14 protein-coding genes are annotated in these 15,807 nt (G+C 67.2%); 5 read left to right on the top strand and 9 right to left on the bottom strand.

The features are described from left to right. The first annotated feature begins 83 nt into the window (after positions 1-83). The 3 genes from JWQ81_RS11055 (at position 84) to JWQ81_RS11045 (ending at position 4,151) form a co-directional block, all read left to right on the top strand. Positions 84-857 (top strand): peptidoglycan-binding protein, encoded by a 774-nt coding sequence (locus JWQ81_RS11055; protein WP_297540429.1) that lies wholly within the window; start codon positions 84-86, stop codon positions 855-857. A gap of 61 nt (positions 858-918) precedes the next feature. Then, positions 919-1,737, top strand: coding sequence for a CHAP domain-containing protein (locus JWQ81_RS11050; protein WP_297540305.1), 819 nt, complete (start codon positions 919-921; stop codon positions 1,735-1,737). 125 nt (positions 1,738-1,862) lie between these two features. Further along, positions 1,863-4,151 (top strand): tetratricopeptide repeat protein, encoded by a 2,289-nt coding sequence (locus JWQ81_RS11045; RefSeq protein WP_297540303.1) that lies wholly within the window; start codon positions 1,863-1,865, stop codon positions 4,149-4,151. A 452-nt stretch (positions 4,152-4,603) separates the two neighbouring features. Here the strand turns inward: JWQ81_RS11045 and JWQ81_RS11040 are convergent, their stop codons facing one another. Genes JWQ81_RS11040 through JWQ81_RS11020 form a run of 5 tightly spaced genes read right to left on the bottom strand, consistent with a single transcriptional unit; the run spans position 4,604 to position 10,352 of the window. Then, positions 4,604-5,779 carry a DUF5624 domain-containing protein gene (locus JWQ81_RS11040; protein ID WP_297540300.1) on the bottom strand — a complete coding sequence of 392 codons (1,176 nt, stop codon included), beginning with the start codon at positions 5,777-5,779 and terminating at the stop codon, positions 4,604-4,606. Positions 5,780-5,831: 52 nt separating this feature from the next. Next, positions 5,832-6,578 carry an ABC transporter ATP-binding protein gene (locus JWQ81_RS11035; RefSeq protein ID WP_297540297.1) on the bottom strand — a complete coding sequence of 249 codons (747 nt, stop codon included), beginning with the start codon at positions 6,576-6,578 and terminating at the stop codon, positions 5,832-5,834. Continuing rightward, a complete protein-coding gene (locus JWQ81_RS11030; protein WP_297540295.1) occupies positions 6,575-8,377 on the bottom strand; it encodes a branched-chain amino acid ABC transporter ATP-binding protein/permease in 1,803 nt (600 codons plus the stop codon). Before JWQ81_RS11030 ends, JWQ81_RS11035 begins: the two co-directional genes overlap by 4 nt. Beyond that, a complete protein-coding gene (locus tag JWQ81_RS11025; RefSeq protein ID WP_297540293.1) occupies positions 8,374-9,255 on the bottom strand; it encodes a branched-chain amino acid ABC transporter permease in 882 nt (293 codons plus the stop codon). Before JWQ81_RS11025 ends, JWQ81_RS11030 begins: the two co-directional genes overlap by 4 nt. Then, complete coding sequence (locus JWQ81_RS11020; protein ID WP_297540291.1) at positions 9,255-10,352, bottom strand: amino acid ABC transporter substrate-binding protein; 1,098 nt, start codon at positions 10,350-10,352, stop codon at positions 9,255-9,257. Before JWQ81_RS11020 ends, JWQ81_RS11025 begins: the two co-directional genes overlap by 1 nt. Before the next feature lie 7 nt (positions 10,353-10,359). On the opposite strand from JWQ81_RS11020, the gene JWQ81_RS11015 reads away from it, so the two are divergent. Then, complete coding sequence (locus tag JWQ81_RS11015) at positions 10,360-10,611, top strand: hypothetical protein (protein ID WP_297540289.1); 252 nt, start codon at positions 10,360-10,362, stop codon at positions 10,609-10,611. A gap of 80 nt (positions 10,612-10,691) precedes the next feature. Next, positions 10,692-11,609, top strand: coding sequence for a LysR family transcriptional regulator (locus JWQ81_RS11010; RefSeq protein ID WP_297540287.1), 918 nt, complete (start codon positions 10,692-10,694; stop codon positions 11,607-11,609). A 56-nt stretch (positions 11,610-11,665) separates the two neighbouring features. On the opposite strand, the gene JWQ81_RS11005 is transcribed toward JWQ81_RS11010, so the two are convergent. The 4 genes from JWQ81_RS11005 to JWQ81_RS10990 form a co-directional block, all read right to left on the bottom strand. Further along, positions 11,666-12,253: a hypothetical protein gene (locus tag JWQ81_RS11005; protein ID WP_297540285.1), complete on the bottom strand. Its 588-nt coding sequence runs from the start codon at positions 12,251-12,253 to the stop codon at positions 11,666-11,668. A gap of 2,126 nt (positions 12,254-14,379) precedes the next feature. Continuing rightward, entirely contained in the window at positions 14,380-15,102 is a 723-nt protein-coding gene (locus tag JWQ81_RS11000) for an NAD(P)-binding domain-containing protein (RefSeq protein WP_297540283.1), read from the bottom strand. 75 nt (positions 15,103-15,177) lie between these two features. Further along, complete coding sequence (locus JWQ81_RS10995; RefSeq protein ID WP_297540281.1) at positions 15,178-15,330, bottom strand: hypothetical protein; 153 nt, start codon at positions 15,328-15,330, stop codon at positions 15,178-15,180. Positions 15,331-15,529: 199 nt separating this feature from the next. Further along, positions 15,530-15,807, bottom strand: a 278-nt coding sequence (locus tag JWQ81_RS10990; protein WP_297540279.1) for an SDR family oxidoreductase, incomplete at its 5' end; no start/stop codon positions are given.

Below are 15,807 nucleotides of genomic sequence, written 5' to 3'. Positions count from 1 at the left end.
TTACGGGGTTGCTCGCGACCGTCGCTGTCCTGGGCTGCCTGGCGTTGAGCGCGACGCAGGCTTCAGCCGCAACCCCACGACCGATGTCGGCCCCGGCTCAGACCTCTGCCGCGCTGCCCGTCGTTGACATGGAGGCCACCGTCCTGGCCGCCCAGATCGATCCCCGGCGCGCCGACAACACGCTGACCCCGGGCGCCAAGGCCTCCGTTCTGGCCGTTGAGCAGGCACTGCAGGCCCGCAGTCTGCTGGACGCCCGCTGGGTCGACGGCTACTTCGGAACCACGACCATCACCGCGTATGCGGCCTACCAGCGCTCGCTCGGATACACCGGTCTGGCCGCGAACGGGCTGCCCGGCGCGAGTTCGTTGACCGCGCTCGGGCAGGGCCGGTTCACCATCACCCGCGTGATCGGACCGGGCGCGAAGGTTCAGCGTGACGGGTACACCGTCAACAACCGTACCCAGGCGATGCTCACCGAGACCGAACGTCTGCTGGGCTTTCACCTCGTGCTGGCGCAGGGCTCCTACAACCCTGGCGGCGACCCGAGCTCCGCCGGCACCCACGACGGTGGCGGCGTCGTGGACATCAACATCGACAGCATGTCCACCGCCACCCGCACCGCCGTCGCCCGTGCACTGCGCCAGGTCGGCTTCGCCGCCTGGATCCGCAACCCGTCCCAGGGCAACTGGCCGTGGCACATCCACGCCGCGGCGATAAACGACACCGACCTGTCCACCCAGGCCCAGAACCAGACCGGTGACTACTACCTCGGCTTCAACGGCCTCGCCAACCACGGCGCCGACGACGGGCCCCGGATCCCGATCGTCACCTGGGAGGCCTACCAGCGCACGCACTGACCAGAAGCCCCGGACGCCACCCTCCGCTCATTGACACTTCACTTAACCGAAAAGGGAAACCGTGAGAAACGCAAGCAAGATGCTCACCGTCGCCGGGGCCACACTGGCCCTGGTCGCCCCCGTCCTGGCCGCCACCGCCTCGCCCGCGTTCGCCGCGGGCCGGGACGGGGCCTGCGACAGCGGAGAGTTCTGCTACTACTACAACAGCGGCGAGGCCGGCTCGGTCTCCGACTTCACCGGCTCGGTCAGCGACCTCGGAGCAACCGAGCCGACCTGTTACGACTTCAAGAGCGCCGGCGCCGGCCAGGGCGTGTGTGTGAAGAACAACGCGGCATCGGTGTGGAACCGCACCGGGAAGACCGTGCGGGTCTACTTCAACAGCGGCTACAGCGGGGCGAGCCAGGACTTCGCATCCGGCGCGAAGGGCAATCTCAACGCCACGCTGAAAAACAACAACGCCGGCCACCAGTTCCTCACCGGGGGTGGCGGCTCACAAAGCCCCACCAACGACTACGACGGCAACGCCCGCGGCTTCGCCCAGGACAACTGCACCGCCTTCGCGGCATACCGGATCGCCAGCAGGCTCGGCGTCCCGAACTTCAGCAACTCCTACGGCGGAACCACCTGGGGCAACGCCGGCACGTGGGACGACGCCGCCCGCCGCGTCGGCGTCACGGTCAACACCACCCCGACCGTCGGCGCCATCGCCGTCAACGACGTCCACAAGGTCGGCCACGTCGCCTACGTCAACGCGGTCTACTCCGACGGCTCGTTCGACGTCGAAGAATACAACTGGAACAACCCGCTCGCCTACGGCACTCGCTCACACGTCCACGTGAGCAGCGCCCAGGCCGACTTCCAGTGGATGCTCCACCTCTAGGACACCCCCTGAACCACGCCCGGCCCCCACTGGGCCAGAAGGCGGTTGAACCCGCACAGCCGGCTGACCGATAATGGTCAGACCGGCTGTGCCGTTTCGGCAGCCGACCGTTTCCAGGGGGGCGAATGGGCAGCAATGCCTTTGGGGAACTTCTGCGCGACTGTCGGCTCTCGGTCGGCTGGACACAGGACGAACTGGCCGGCCGGTCAGGGGTGTCGGCCCACTCGATCAGCGTGCTGGAGGCGGGGCGGCGACAGCCGCGGCTCTCCTCGGTGAGCATGCTCGCCGAGGCCCTCGGACTCGATCCGGGCCGCCGGGAACAGTTGCTCGCGGCGGCGCGCGAAGATGCCATCCCGGTCGCACTGATCCCGCCCCCAGAACCGGTCCCGCAGCCGGCCACACAGTCGAGCGCCGCGGTACCGCGGCAGCTGCCCCGCGCGGTGGCGGGCTTCACCGGCCGGGCATTCCAGCTCAAAGAACTCACCGGCCTGCTGGACCGGAACGACACCGTGGTGATCAACGGCACCGCGGGCGTCGGCAAGACCGCTCTCGCAGTGCACTGGTCGCACCAGGTCGCGGATCGATTTCCCGATGGGCAGCTGTATGTGAACCTCCGAGGTTTCGACCCCAGCGGTGAGCCTGTCCAGCCCGCCGAGGCGATCCGCGGTTTCCTCGACGCGCTCGGAGTACCGGCCCAACGGATACCGGCCGGCCTGGCCGAGCAGGCGGCGTTGTACCGATCCGAGCTGGCCGACCGGCAGATACTCGTCGTGCTGGACAATGCCCGCGACTCCAGCCAGGTCCGGCCCCTGCTGCCGGGCTCGGCCCAGTGCCTGACCGTCATCACCAGCCGTGACCACCTCGGCGGCCTGATCGTCAACGAGGGGGCGCGCGCCGTCCCCCTGGACCTGATGACCACCGCCGAAGCTCATGACCTGCTGGCGAGCAGGCTGGGCCCGGAACAACTGGCCGTCGAACCGCACGCCGTCAGCGACCTGATCGAGTTGTGCGTACACCTGCCGCTGGCGCTGAGTATCGTCGCCGCACGAGCCACCCTCACCCCTGCCCTGTCGCTGACCGAGCTGGCCACACAGCTACGCGATGTCCGCGATCGGCTGCACGGCCTGGACATCGGTGACACCAGCGTCAACGTCAGTGCCGTGTTCTCCTGGTCCTACCAGACGCTAAGTGCCGCGGCAGCACGCATGTTCCGGCTGCTGAGCCTGCACCCAGGCCCGGTCATCTCGGTGTCCGCCGCCGCCAGCCTCGCCGGAAGCCCACCCGGTCCGGCCCGCGCGGCCCTGTCCGAGCTGATCAAAGCGCAGTTGCTCACCGAACCCAGCACCGGCCGATTCAACTACCATGACCTGCTGCGGGCCTACTCGGTAGACCGGGCACACAGTGAAGAGACCGAGCAGGCGCGCCACGCCGCGCTGCACCGCATGCTCGATCACTACCTGCACACCGCGCACGCCGCGACGCTGCTGCTCACCCCGACCAACGACCGACTGTCACTGGCCGGACCCCAGCCCGGGGCCTCCATCGACGAACTCACCGATGACGAACAGGCGCGGCAGTGGTTCACGGCCGAGCGCCCGGTGTTCCCGGCCGCCATCGACCGCGCCGCCGACGCCGGCCTCGACACCCACGCCTGGCAACTCGCCTGGAGCGTGGCAACTTTCTGCATCCGGGCCGGGCACTGGACACAAATGGTCACCACCCAGCTCGCCGCGATCGCCGCAGCCGAACGCGCGGGTGAACCGCACGGCCAGGCATGGTCCCTGCGTGAACTGGGCCGGGCGTACATCCGGCTCGGTCGTTATCCGGACGCGCAGGCCACCCTGCAGCTCGCGCTCGAGCTGGACGAGCGGCTCGGCGACCTGATCGGCCAGGCACGCAGCTACACCAACCTCGGCATCGTGTCCAACGCGCAGGGCGCCCGCCCGGAGGCACTGGAACAGAGCAAAGCCGCCTACGCGTTGTTCCACGCGGCCGGGCACCGGGTGGGCCAGGCGGAAGCACTGAACGCGATCGGCTGGATGCAGACCCAACTGGGCCAACACACCGAAGCGCTGCGCTACTGCGCCCAAGCGCTCGAACTGCACCAAGCGGTCGGCAACACGCACGGCGAGGCGGACACTTGGGACAGCCTCGGCTACGCCCATCACAACCTCGGCGCCTACCAGCAAGCCGAGGACTGCTACCGCAATGCCCTGGAGCTGTTCCAGAAGCTGGGTGCTCGCCATCCCCAGGCCGACACGCTCGCCCGCCTCGGCGACACCCACCAGGCCGCGGGTGACTTCCCAGCCGCGAACGACTCCTGGCAGCGAGCCCTGGCCATCCTCGACGACCTGCACCACCCCGACGCCGACGTCCTCCGCGCACGACTGGCCGAGCACCCACCGGCCCCTTAGCGTCTGCTGTCCGCCGCGGCGCACCAATTCCTGGGAACTTAAGGGGGGTCGGGGTGGTCCAGAGCAGCACTCGAAGGCACTTTCGGCAGGGAAGAGACGTCGTCAAGGCCTAGTTGAGTACGCCTTACGCCATGAAGGTGGCCTTCACGACACGTCACACCAGGCACATCAGCCACATCAGCCCCGCCAGTCACCCGACATGACGCGACAGGCCCTCGGAGACCCCCGCGCGTGCACAAACTCGCCCCGGTCCTTGCTGCAGTAATGCCGAACCCACCACCTCAACCGACCAACCGCCGGACACCCTTAATAAGTTCCAGGCATTGCCGCGGCACACAGCGTGGCGGCCACATCGGTCGACATGGCGCTGTGCTCCAGATCGACCATGGCGGCGTCGTGGCCGGTCGGGCGCGCGCAGGCGGTCGAGGAACGGATTCCCCATCTTGTCCCCACTACAGGTCGGTCGGGTAGTGGACGCCGGTGAGCCCGGGCACCACCACCCGGGTCGGGTCGTTGCCGACCGCCGCAAGTGACGCGACGGCGAAGTCGGTGACGCAGCCGGACAGCAGTTGCCGCGGGTCTTCGAGGACGACTCGCAGCCTGGTGACCATGGCGCGCATGTCCTCGGCCGAGTGGATGACGGGCATTTCACTGACCTCGGTGACGGTGGTATCGCTGACATCGGGGAAGCGCACCCCCGCCGGGGTGTACCGCGGATAGCCGTCGAACATCACCGCGCCGAGCTCGACGGTGGCCCTGGTGCCACACCAGATGCCGCGCAACCGCTCCTCCAGCGCGATCACCCCGGTGAGGTCGCCGTCGACCGGAGTGGGGAAGGTCGGGGCGTGCGGGGCGAGGTACATCCGTTCCAGCGGAAGGCGACCGCCCGAGGCACCGAGGATCGAGGTCGCCACGCTGCTGGTGTTCCAGGTGACCCCGGCCGTCGGACGCCCCTGCTGGCCGGCGATGACGACCATGGCCCGTTCCCAGTCGATGTCCTGGGCGCTCAGCCAGCGGGTGATGCGGAAGCCGATGTCCAGGCCGGCGAGGAAGAACGTCGCGACCATCATGTCGTTCACGGGCACGGGAAGGTCGACATCACCCCCGCCCGCGAGAAAGTCGGACCGGAGTGTCTCGGGGGTGAGGTAGTCCTCGTCGGCAAGCGCCGCGGTGAGGTAGCGGGCGGTCACCGCGCAGGAGTAGTCGACCAGGTCGGCAATCTCCTGTTCGCGCCCCCGGTAGGCCTCGACCGCGAGGGTGTCCCGCCAGAGCTCGACTCCGTTCGCGGCGCGGGTGTTCTTGACCTCGGCCAGCAGACGCTCGGCGTGGGCTCGCCAGGAGCCGTCGCCGAGCAACGCGCGGAGATTGACCAGGCTGGCCACCGCGGGACCGAGGTGGGAGATACCGCTCAGCTCTTTGAACCCCTTCGTCGAGATTCGGAACCCTTCGACCACCGGTGGTTTGCCGCCGCCGGGATACAACGCGATGTCGGCGCCGGTGGCGACGAGCAGCGGGTCGTTGCGACCACGGGCGGTGACAGCCCGGGTCAGGTGCCGGCCGATGCTGTCGGGATCGGCGGTGTAGGTGGTGAACAGCCGGACGAGTTCCGGGCTTTCACGAATGGTCACGGGGTGCTCCTCAGTCCAGTGGGGACGGCTGTTCGGTGAACCGGTATTCCGGCTAGGGGGTTCGCTCGGGGACGGCGCGCTCGCCGGGCCGCGCGGCGCCGAAGAACACGTCCATCAGGTCCGGCTTGTCCCGGATCTCCGCGGCAGTGCCGGTGAGCACGACCCGGCCCGCGCTCATCACGGTGGCCCGGTCGGCCAGCGCCAGCCCGAACCGCACGTTCTGTTCGACCATCAGCACGGTGACACCGCCGGCGTGCAGGGCAAGCACGCTGTCGCGGACGATCCCGAGGCTCAGCGGGTCGAGGCCTAGCGTGGGTTCGTCCAGCAGCACCACCTTCGGCTCGAGCATCAACGCGCGGGCGAATTCCACCGTGCGCCGCTGGCCGCCGGACAGGGAACCGGCCGGGGCGTCCGGGCGCTCGCCCAGGAGCGGGAACTGTTCCGCCAACTGCCCGTACCGCCGCTCGAGGTCCTTACTCCGACGGCGGTGGATGTAACCGCCCATCAACACGTTGTCCCGCACGGTCAGCTTCGCGAACAGCGCGTTCTTCTGCGGGACCTGGACCACGCCGGCGTGCAGGACCGTCGCCGGCGGGGTGCCGCCGAGGTCGGCGCCGTCGATGACGATCGATCCGCGTCGAGGCCGTAGCAGCCCGCTGATCGTCTTCAGCACGGTCGACTTGCCCGCCCCGTTGGGTCCGACGATGCAGTTGACCGAGCCTCGCTCCACACGCAGGTCGACGCCGCGGAGGATGTCCAGGCCGCCGTAGCCTGCCCACAGTCCTTCGATGTGGATCATGCGAGGCCCTCCGCTGGTACCGGTACGGGTGTGTCGCCGAGATAGGCGTCGACAACGGCTTGCTCCGCGCTGACGTCGGCGACGGAGCCGTGCGCGATGATGGCGCCGCGAGACATGACGTAGACCTGTTCGCAGAGACCGGCGATGAACGCCAGGTCGTGTTCGACCAGCAGGACGCCGACCCCGCGCCGCCGCAGGGACCGGACCGTGTCCGCGAGCCGCGCGGACAGGGCCGGGCTGATGCCCGCGGCGGGCTCGTCCAGCATGACCAGCACCGGATCGAGCCACAGGACCTGGGCCAGCTCGACCAGTTTCCGCTGTCCGTAGCTCAGCCCGGCCGGACTGTCGTCCGCGTAACCGGCGAGCCCGAGGTCGTCGAGGACGGCCAGCGCCCGTTCGCGTTCGGCCGCGGTGACCCGCTTGGTCCACAGCCTGCCGAAGGCGAACCTTCGTTCGGGAACGACGAGGTTCTCGACCACGGTGAGCCCGTCGAACAGCCTGGGGAGTTGGTAGGTACGGGCGAGCCCGGCGTGAGCGCGCCCGGGGCGTCCCGTCCGTTCGAGCCGGCGACCGCCGACGGTGATGGTGCCGTCCCGGCTGGGGACGGTTCCGTCGATGACATTGAACAGCGTCGTCTTGCCCGAACCGTTGGGGCCGATGAGCCCGGTGATCTGTGCCCCCGCCAGGTCCAGGTCGACACCGTCGACCGCGCGGAGGCCGCCGAACGATTTGCGCAGACCGCGCACCACCAGCACTTCCGACGCGTCGGCGCCGCGGTCGACCGCTGGGCCGCTGCCCACCCGCGAACGGTGCGCGTGTGGCGGGGCGTGCCCCACGCCGCGCGCGAACAGGCGGCGGAACCAGGACTCGATGACCGGCAGGACGCCACGGGGCAGGAAGATGGCCACGGCTCCGAGCAAACCGCCGAACAGCAGCAGCCGGATGGCGCCCGCGTCGGCTCCGCCGAGGCCGGTGCTGGTGAAGTTGCTGATCGGCGCGACGATGAACGCGCCGAGGACAGGCCCCCACAGGGTGCCCCTGCCGCCAAGCAGCACCGCGAGGACGATGAGCACGCTCGTGACGATGTCGAAAACGGCCGCCGTATTCAGGAACGTCACGTAGTAGGCGTAGATACCACCCGCGATACCGACAAAGGTCCCGCCGAGTACGAAGGCGATCATCTTGTACACCGCGGTCCGCAGCCCGAGCCCCGCGGCCTTGTCCTCGTCGTCCCGGATCGCGAACAGGCCGAGGCCCAGCTTGCTGCGCCGCACCCACGCCGACACGGCGACAGTCACCACGAGCAGGCCGAGCATCGGATAGTAGAACGGCCAGTCCTGATAGGACAGACTCCACATCGGCAGCGGCAACGCCAGGCCCTGGCTACCGCCAGTCAGCCCGGACCAGGTCGTGGCCACCACGCCGAGCAGCTGCATCGTCGCGAAGGTCACGATCACGAAGTACATGCCCCGGGTGCGCCGCGTGACCAGGCTGAGCAGTGCGGCGCCGATGGCACAGGTCAGGCCGCCGACGAGGCAGCCCAGAAACGGCGAGACGTCGGCTTTGGCGGCCAGGATGCCCGTGGTGTAGGCACCCAGTCCGATGAAGGCGCTGTTGCCCAGCGACAGGTACCCCGCGTACCCGCCCATGATGTTCCAGCCGCTCGCGCCGATGGCCAGCAGGAACGTCATGATCAGCAGGTTCTGATAGTAGATGTCGCCCGATACCAAGGGAAACCCGAGCAGCGCGGCGAGTGCGACCGGGATCCACGCGTGGCGAAGCCGAACAGGAGAAGTCATGAGGCGGCGTCCTGTCGTGTCGCGCGGGTGAACAGCCCCTGCGGCCGGATGGTCAGTACGACCAGGATCAGCACCGTGGGGACCGCGGTCGCCCAGCGCACCGAGACGTACGTCGTGGTCAGCGACTCGGCGAGGCCGAGGAGCATCCCGGCGGCGAACGCTCCAGGCACGCTGCCCAGCCCGCCGACGATCACCACGCTCAAGGTCAGTCCGAGCCAGAAGTCTTGCGTGTCCGGGGTGAACTGGTAGAGGAAGCTCAGCGCGGCGCCGCCGAACGCGGTCGATCCGGTGGCGATGGCGAAGATCCACGCCCCGACCCGCGCGGGTTCGACCCCGATCAACCGGGCGCCTTCTGGGTTCTCCGACGCGGCCGTGATCGCGCGGCCCAGCCAGGTCCGTTTGATCGCGACCTGCAGCACCACCGTGATCGCGATCGCGAGCAAGCACGCGTAGAACTGCGCGCGCGGGACCACCAGCGTGCCCAGGTGGATCGCCTGGTTGAAGTACGCCGGGGTGGTCGTCCGCTGGTTGGGTCCCCACAGCAGCGCCAGGAACGCCTCGGTGATCAGCGCGAGCGCGAACGTGGCCACGATGGTCAGGCCGGGGTCGATGCGTTCCAGCCGCTCGATGACGAGTTTGTAGACCACCAGCCCGAGTGCGGCCATCGGGAACATCACCAGGAACGCGGCGAGGATGGGGTCGAGGCCGAAGTGCTGCCACAGGGCGTAACACAGGTAGGTGGACACCATCAGGAAAGCGCCCTGCGCCATGTTGACGATCTTCATGACGCCGAAGGTGAGCGTGAGCCCGGTCGCCATCAGCGCGTAGACGCCGCCGATGAGGATCCCGAAGATGAGCGTCTGAACGAGTTCGCTCATCAGTTGGACCAGCCCGGCTTCGGGTAGACGACCGTGGTGCTGGTTGCGGCCGACTTCGGCGCGACGACCTGCAGCGTGCCCTGTTGCCATTGCGCGAGCAGCGCGGTGCCGATCGGATCGCCGGTGGAGTCCCATTTCAACGGCCCGACGATGGTGTCGACGGTGTGGGTGTGCAGCCAGTCCGCGAGCGCCTTCTGGTCGATCCGCCCCACCGCCTTGACGGCCGCGGCGAGCACCTGCGCCGCGGTGTAGGAGTTGGCCGCGTCCTCGTCGGGCGGGCTGCCGAACATCCCCGTGTACGCGGAGACGAAAGCGGCATTGCCCGTATAGGTCGACTTCGGGCTCCATGCCTCCGCGGTGAACACGCCTTCGGTGTTCTTCGCACCGATCGCGCCCGGGTAGGTGTCGTCGGCGGGCGCGCGGGTCTGGAAGAGGATCTTCGGGCTGAAGTTCAGCTTTTCCAGCGACCGGACGAAAGGCGCGCCGTCGTTGCTCACCGCGCCCTGGATGACCATGTCCGGCTGGGCGTGCGCGACACCGGCCGCGATGGAGTCGAAGTTCGAGGTGCTCGGGTCGTAGGTCTGGTCGTAGACCTGGGTGACGCCGAGCGCCAGGAGCTTGGTCTTGAAGACCGCGATCGCGGGACTCGCGCTCGGGTCGTCCTGGGTGAGGTAGGCGGCGGTCTTCGGACGTTGGTCCGCGGGCAACGAACCGAACCACTGGACGAACAGATCGGGCAGGCTCGCCGTCGTCCCCGGTTGTGCGAAGAACAGGTTCGTGAAGCCCCGGGTGAACAGGGAGGCCGCACCGCCGGACGGTTCGACGTAGAGCATCTGCTGTCGCGCGGCGATCGCCGAGGCCGGCGCGTTCAGCAGCGACGAGAACGTGCCGAGGAGGAGGTCGTCCTTGTTCTGGCTGATCAGGCGCGTGTAGTCGGTGCCCGTCTGGTTCGGATCGAAGCCGTTGTCGAGGACGTCGAGGTGGACACTGCGGCCCAGCAGCCCGCCGGCGGCGTTGACCTGCGACGCCCACAGTTTGTAGCCCTGGTAGCCGGACTTCGCCACGTCGGCCGCCGCGCCGGTGAGCGGCAATGACATGCCGATCGTGAGCGGTCCGGACCCCGACCCGCCTGACGTCGCCGTCGCGGAGCAGCCGGCGAGCGTCGTCGCCGTCGCGGCCACGATAGCGATCGCGCGGGCCAGGCCGCGACTCCTGCGGAAGTGGGCGGACTGGCCGGTGGACCTCGTTCGAAGGGGTGTGTGCGGGGGCAAGCGGTGGTCACTCATCGCGCAACTCCTCGGCGACCTCGTTGTCGGTGTACTCGGCGTGGTCCCCGAAACGGGTCGCGCGCTGTGACAAGTACAGACACGCCGAGCGGCCGGAGCAAGTAAACTGACGTTACGATCGATGACCCCGAGCGTTAGAGGAATTGACACATGCTCGATGTTCGCAAGCTGATCACGTTGCGCGCGATAGCGGCCGAGGGATCCATCGCCGCGGCCGGGCGAGTGCTGCAATACACCCGTTCGGCGGTCTCGCAGCAGCTCACGGCACTGGAAAGCGATACGGGTACGGCGCTCGTCGATCGCACCGGGAACCACATCACGCTGACTCCCGCCGGACACAACCTCGTCGAACACGCCGAACGTATCCTCGTCGAGTTGCGTTCCGCCGAGGCGTCACTGGCCACTGAGTCCGAGGGGTTCACCGGCCTGTTGCGCGTCGGCGTGCCGTTTCACGAGGGCCCCCGCATCATGAGCCGCGCGCTGACCGAGGTCCGTCACCGATTCTCCGAAATGGAGATCAGACTGGCCGCCACCACCGATGAGGCAGGCGCCGACGCGGTGCGCCGCGATCAACTCGACATGGTGATCGTGTCCCGGTACGGCGCGGCGCACCCCCGGACCGCGCCGGGGTTGCGCGAGTGGGTTCTCGGACACGATCCCCTGCGCCTCTGCGTCCCAGCGGACCACCCGCTGGCGAACCGTCGCAGCTGCACGATGGCGCAGTTGCACGACGAGTCATGGGTCGTGTGTCCGAATAGCACACTCGGCCAGCTCACACTGAGTCTGTGCATCACGGCAGGTTTCGAGCCAAGGGTGACAGCGACCGTGAACGACATCGGCACCGCCATCGGGCTGGTCGGGGTCGGCTGGGGCGTCACAATCGCGCCGGAGCTGACGCCCGCCGGCGCCGAGGCCAAGCTCGTCCGGCTACCGATCGACGGGCTCGACACCTTGCGACACAACGTGGTGATCGTTCGCGACGGTGAACACCTCTCCCCCCGCATCGCCGCGGTGATCGCCGCCGTCCGAGGGGTCAGCGCACTTCCGACCGAGCCCGACCCGCAGTGACCCAGCCTGTCATTTACGAGAGCGTGCGCACCGCGTCGACCAGCCGATCACGATAGTCACAGACCGTAGATCTCGACGTAGGAGACCTGGTCGTTGAGCGCGGTGAGCGCGGACGTCGACCCAATCGGCCCCATGCAGGCCGACACCATGCAGCTGCCGGACGGATCGAGGTTGGGGTACTGGACGATGAGCAGGGTGTCGTCCTCGAACATCTTCAGGGAGCAGTTCGAGAACCCTTTGAACGACGTGGTCTGGTTGTCGATAAAGGTGCCTCTCAGTTCGGCGCTGCCGAAGTACCGGAAATGGTTCGTCCCACAGCCGGCGGTGGAGGTGAAGGTCCAGGTCCCGCCTCCGTAGTTGATGTCGGCGTAGAGCACCCCGAGGATGAACGGGGAGGCCGCCGCGATGCGGCCGACCTGGGCCTGGGTCAGTGTGTGAGCATCAGTGACGTCGGCGACGCGGCCGCCGCTGAGCGCGTCGATCTCCGCGGCGAAACTCGGGTAGCAGGCGACCTTGCCGGTGGTGATGTCGGAGTTGCAGTGCTGCTCCAGCGGCTTGGCCGCGGCCGGAGTCGCGGGGGCGATGGTCAGCAGTCCGAGTAACGCCAGCGCGAGGGCAGGGCGGAGTCGTGTCCAGTTCGGCATGCGTGGTTCTCCTGGAGGTGGGGAGGAACTACCAGTCCCCGCAACGCTAAATCCCAGCGTTCGCTGCGTCCTGCCCTCACGGGCGATCTTCAGAGCCGACGGTTGGCCAGCGCATGCCTGTCCACGGCGTACCACCAATCGGCACCGGCTAGGTGCCCGCTGCCACATCCGGCTGGAGATGCGCCAGAACCTCAGCTTCGCCACACGCCGACACTCGCACTGGACAGCGTTTCGGTGTGAGCGCTGCGAAGAGTAGGTCTGACTTTCCTGTTCGGTTCCGGGAACGTCCTCGGTCTTGCCCGGAGATCTGGGCCGCGCAGCCTTCGATGCCGTCGCGGTGCGTGGAATACAGCGGTGCAAGTGCCTCGGCGAAACAAGGCGAGTCCGCGGCGGCCATGGACCAACACACGGTCGCTGCGCGACATGATGCCGTTTGCGACCTCAACGATGACGGGAGTCCATGCTCACCGCGCTACGGTGCAGCATCTGATGGTCGACTGCCCTTGTGCCGCGGCGTGTCGCGGCGTAGACCTATGAGCAGGAGCATCGACAGGCCAAGGCAGGACCAGGAGATAAGGTCCGGGCTCCCAGCCGGAGTTCCAGCAGAAGCAGCACCGGGCACCCACGCGGAGTACGCCGCGATAAGGCTGTGCGCCGTTGGCCTGCCTCCGCATCCGATCCGCGGGTGCCGACGCCGAGGCCATTTCGCAGGGCGCACTGTGCACGCTTGGTAACCCGATCACGTCTGCGGTCCGGGCGTCGTCCCCCCGATAGACAGTGGGGGCGACGCTCTTCCCTGTGCCCGCAGCCCGGAACAGACACCGCTGGTCCGCACACCACGGCATCACCGGCTTGGAACTCTCCGGATACCTCACGACCGACAAAATCCAGGTTCAGGCGACGAGCGGACCAGGCGCAACAGGGTGCTCCCGTGGACCCGGATTCCCAGTTTCGCGGCCAGTCGCGCGCCTGCCCGGCCCGCCAAGGCCCGCCAAGGCCCGCCGTGCCTGTTCCAGCATGGCCGGCAGCACAACCGTGCGGCGGCGATACCGAGCAGACAGGCCATCGATCTGCTCGGCGAACATCGTTGCCGCACACTCGGGGGCGCACAGAAGAACCGGCCCGATCAACGAAATTCGAGTTTCAGCCTGAAGGACCACGCCAGCACCGATAGCAAAATTCTGCAACCGACTCGACCAGGTCGTGCGCGGTGACCTAACCGCAGTCCGTCGACTGCGAGACCAACACGGTCGGGTGCACATTGGACAGATGCTCAGCAACCGCCAAACAACGCGCTGAACCCGCCGTGCGAACTAAAAATGTTTCTGAGGCATCGAAGGATACGTTTACTGCAGTTGAATAACCTGGAGCGAAGTTGATACGCACTTCAGGAACTTGCTCGTGGCAGTGATCGTCTGCACACAGCGAGAGAACGACAGGAACATGCGAATCGTTGCGGATCTGAGTCGTTGCGCCATCCTGATAACGAGAGTTCCGAATCGCGCTACAAGAACACGTGATGGCAGTACACAGAAGCACCAGAATCGCGCTGACCACAAGCCTGGACCGCAAGTATTTCTCCTAGTATCACACATTCATTGAAGCGAGATTTGCCAACGCCGCCCACACGTCACCCCAAACTCCGCCAGATCCTACCAGACAAAGTCGAGCTTCCCATCATGACAGCCCGGCAGATAGACCTTGGGGTCCTTGAGCCAACCTGCCAGCTGAAGAATATCAAATGGAAGATTGAGAATACGACCTATTCCCCAACCAGCGGGCCCAAATAGATTGCCGAACCAATTCACTCCGCTCACACCATAGTAGCTGCGCTGTAAATCCCGTAAAGCACTGTGGCAATCAAGTCCAATCCATAGTGAAGGGTAGCGCCTCCCCCGTCGCATGCCCACTGGAGCCAGCCCCAGCACATGCCGCTCGGGTCGGTCGACGCCAAAGTGCTGCAGGTATCACACCAGGTCCAGGACCGTGGTCGCGTGTCCGCCGAAGACCGAGGCGAGCGTCCGCACCTTGGCGTTGGACCACGGCCTGGTGGCCGCGTTGCGGGCACTTCGATCACAGCGGTAGGAGCATCCCGGGGACCAATCGGGTTCCTCGGCCCCGGGGGCTCAGCCGGTGAATTCGTTGACGCCGAGGGCGAAGTCCCAGTGGCCGACCCCGTTGCCGGCGAGGCCCACCGTGACCACGCCCACTCCTTCCAGCCAGTGCGCCATTTTCAGGCCGCCGACGTCCAGCGGGCGCAGCCCGAGGCTCTCGATGAATGCCGCCACGCCCGCCTTGGCCTGCGCATTGTCGCCAGCGATGAAGACGTTGGGCCGCCCCTTTTCCAGGACATTACGGAAGATGGTGTTGAATGCCTTCACCACGCTGGCGCTGGCCGGGGCCACCTTGGCGACTTCCTGCGCGATCGAGGTCTCCTCGCTGTGGGCCAGACCGTCGAACGTGGCGTTGAAGGGGTTGCTGATGTCGACGATGACCTTGTCCGAGAGGGCGTCTCCGTACTCGACGACGACCGGAACGACAGCGTCGTACAACAGGGCAGTGATGACGATGTCCCCGGCCGGGACGGCGCCCCACCTGCCCGTCGTTGCGCCGCCGCCCAGAGCCTTGGCTAGGTTATCGGCCTTGGACTGATCGCGGCCCATGACCTCGACGGTGTTGCCGCCCGCTACCGCCAGCGTGCCGATGGTACGGGCCATGTTCCCCGTACCGATGATGGTGATGTTGCCCATGAGGTGTGCTCTCTTCCTGTTCTCGAGGTTTTGCTGTGTCTCGTTCGTGCCGGTCGGGCCCAGCGCGTCGGCCGCGACGTACCGGGCCAGCTGCCGCACCTTTCCCGACACCTCCGGCTCATCTTCCGCCGGTAGGTTGGGTTCGTGAACCTGCCGCTATTCCAAAAAAGAGAGTCAGGCCATGGACACGGGACGAGGGCATCCCATGATCGTTATTCGATCGGCGACGGTGAAGTCGTCGCACGGGGTGGCGCCGCCCAGTTGGTCATCGGTGATGCCAGTCAGCACATCGATCATGCGTTGGCAGGCCGGCGATAGGTCGATCACGAATTTCCTCCAGAGCTTTGCTTCACGAATGACACTGCTTCACCAGTAGACACCGACCGGTGTCCAAGAATCATCGATAGCACGCGAATTCGGGCGCCCGCGCAACATTTCGGCGTGTTGCGGATGTCCACGTTCGAGATCAGTTCCTTGTGGCGACTGGGTTGTTGCGGGGGGGTACCCGCGGTATTCCGGTGTGTGGTCAGATGGCGGTGGTGCCGCCGTCGGTGACCAGTTCCAGGCCGTTGACGTAGCTGGAGTCGTCGGAGGCGAGGAACAGGGCGACGGTGGCGATTTCTTCGGGGCGGCCCATCTTTCCGCGGGGGATCAGGGATTCGAATGCGGCCTTGGTGGCCTCGTCGAACAGTTCTTCCTGTTTGGCGGTGGCGACCTGGCCGGGGGTCAGGACGTTGACCCGGATCTTGCGGTCGCGCAGTTCGTTGAGCCAGACGCGGGCCCAGGCCTGCTGGACGGCTTTGC

Origin of the sequence: Amycolatopsis sp. (assembly GCF_025464955.1) — a bacterium.
GTDB lineage: Bacteria > Actinomycetota > Actinomycetes > Mycobacteriales > Pseudonocardiaceae > Amycolatopsis.
The sequence above is the reverse complement of the archived record's forward strand: the minus strand, read 5'-3'. Positions and strand labels throughout refer to the sequence as shown.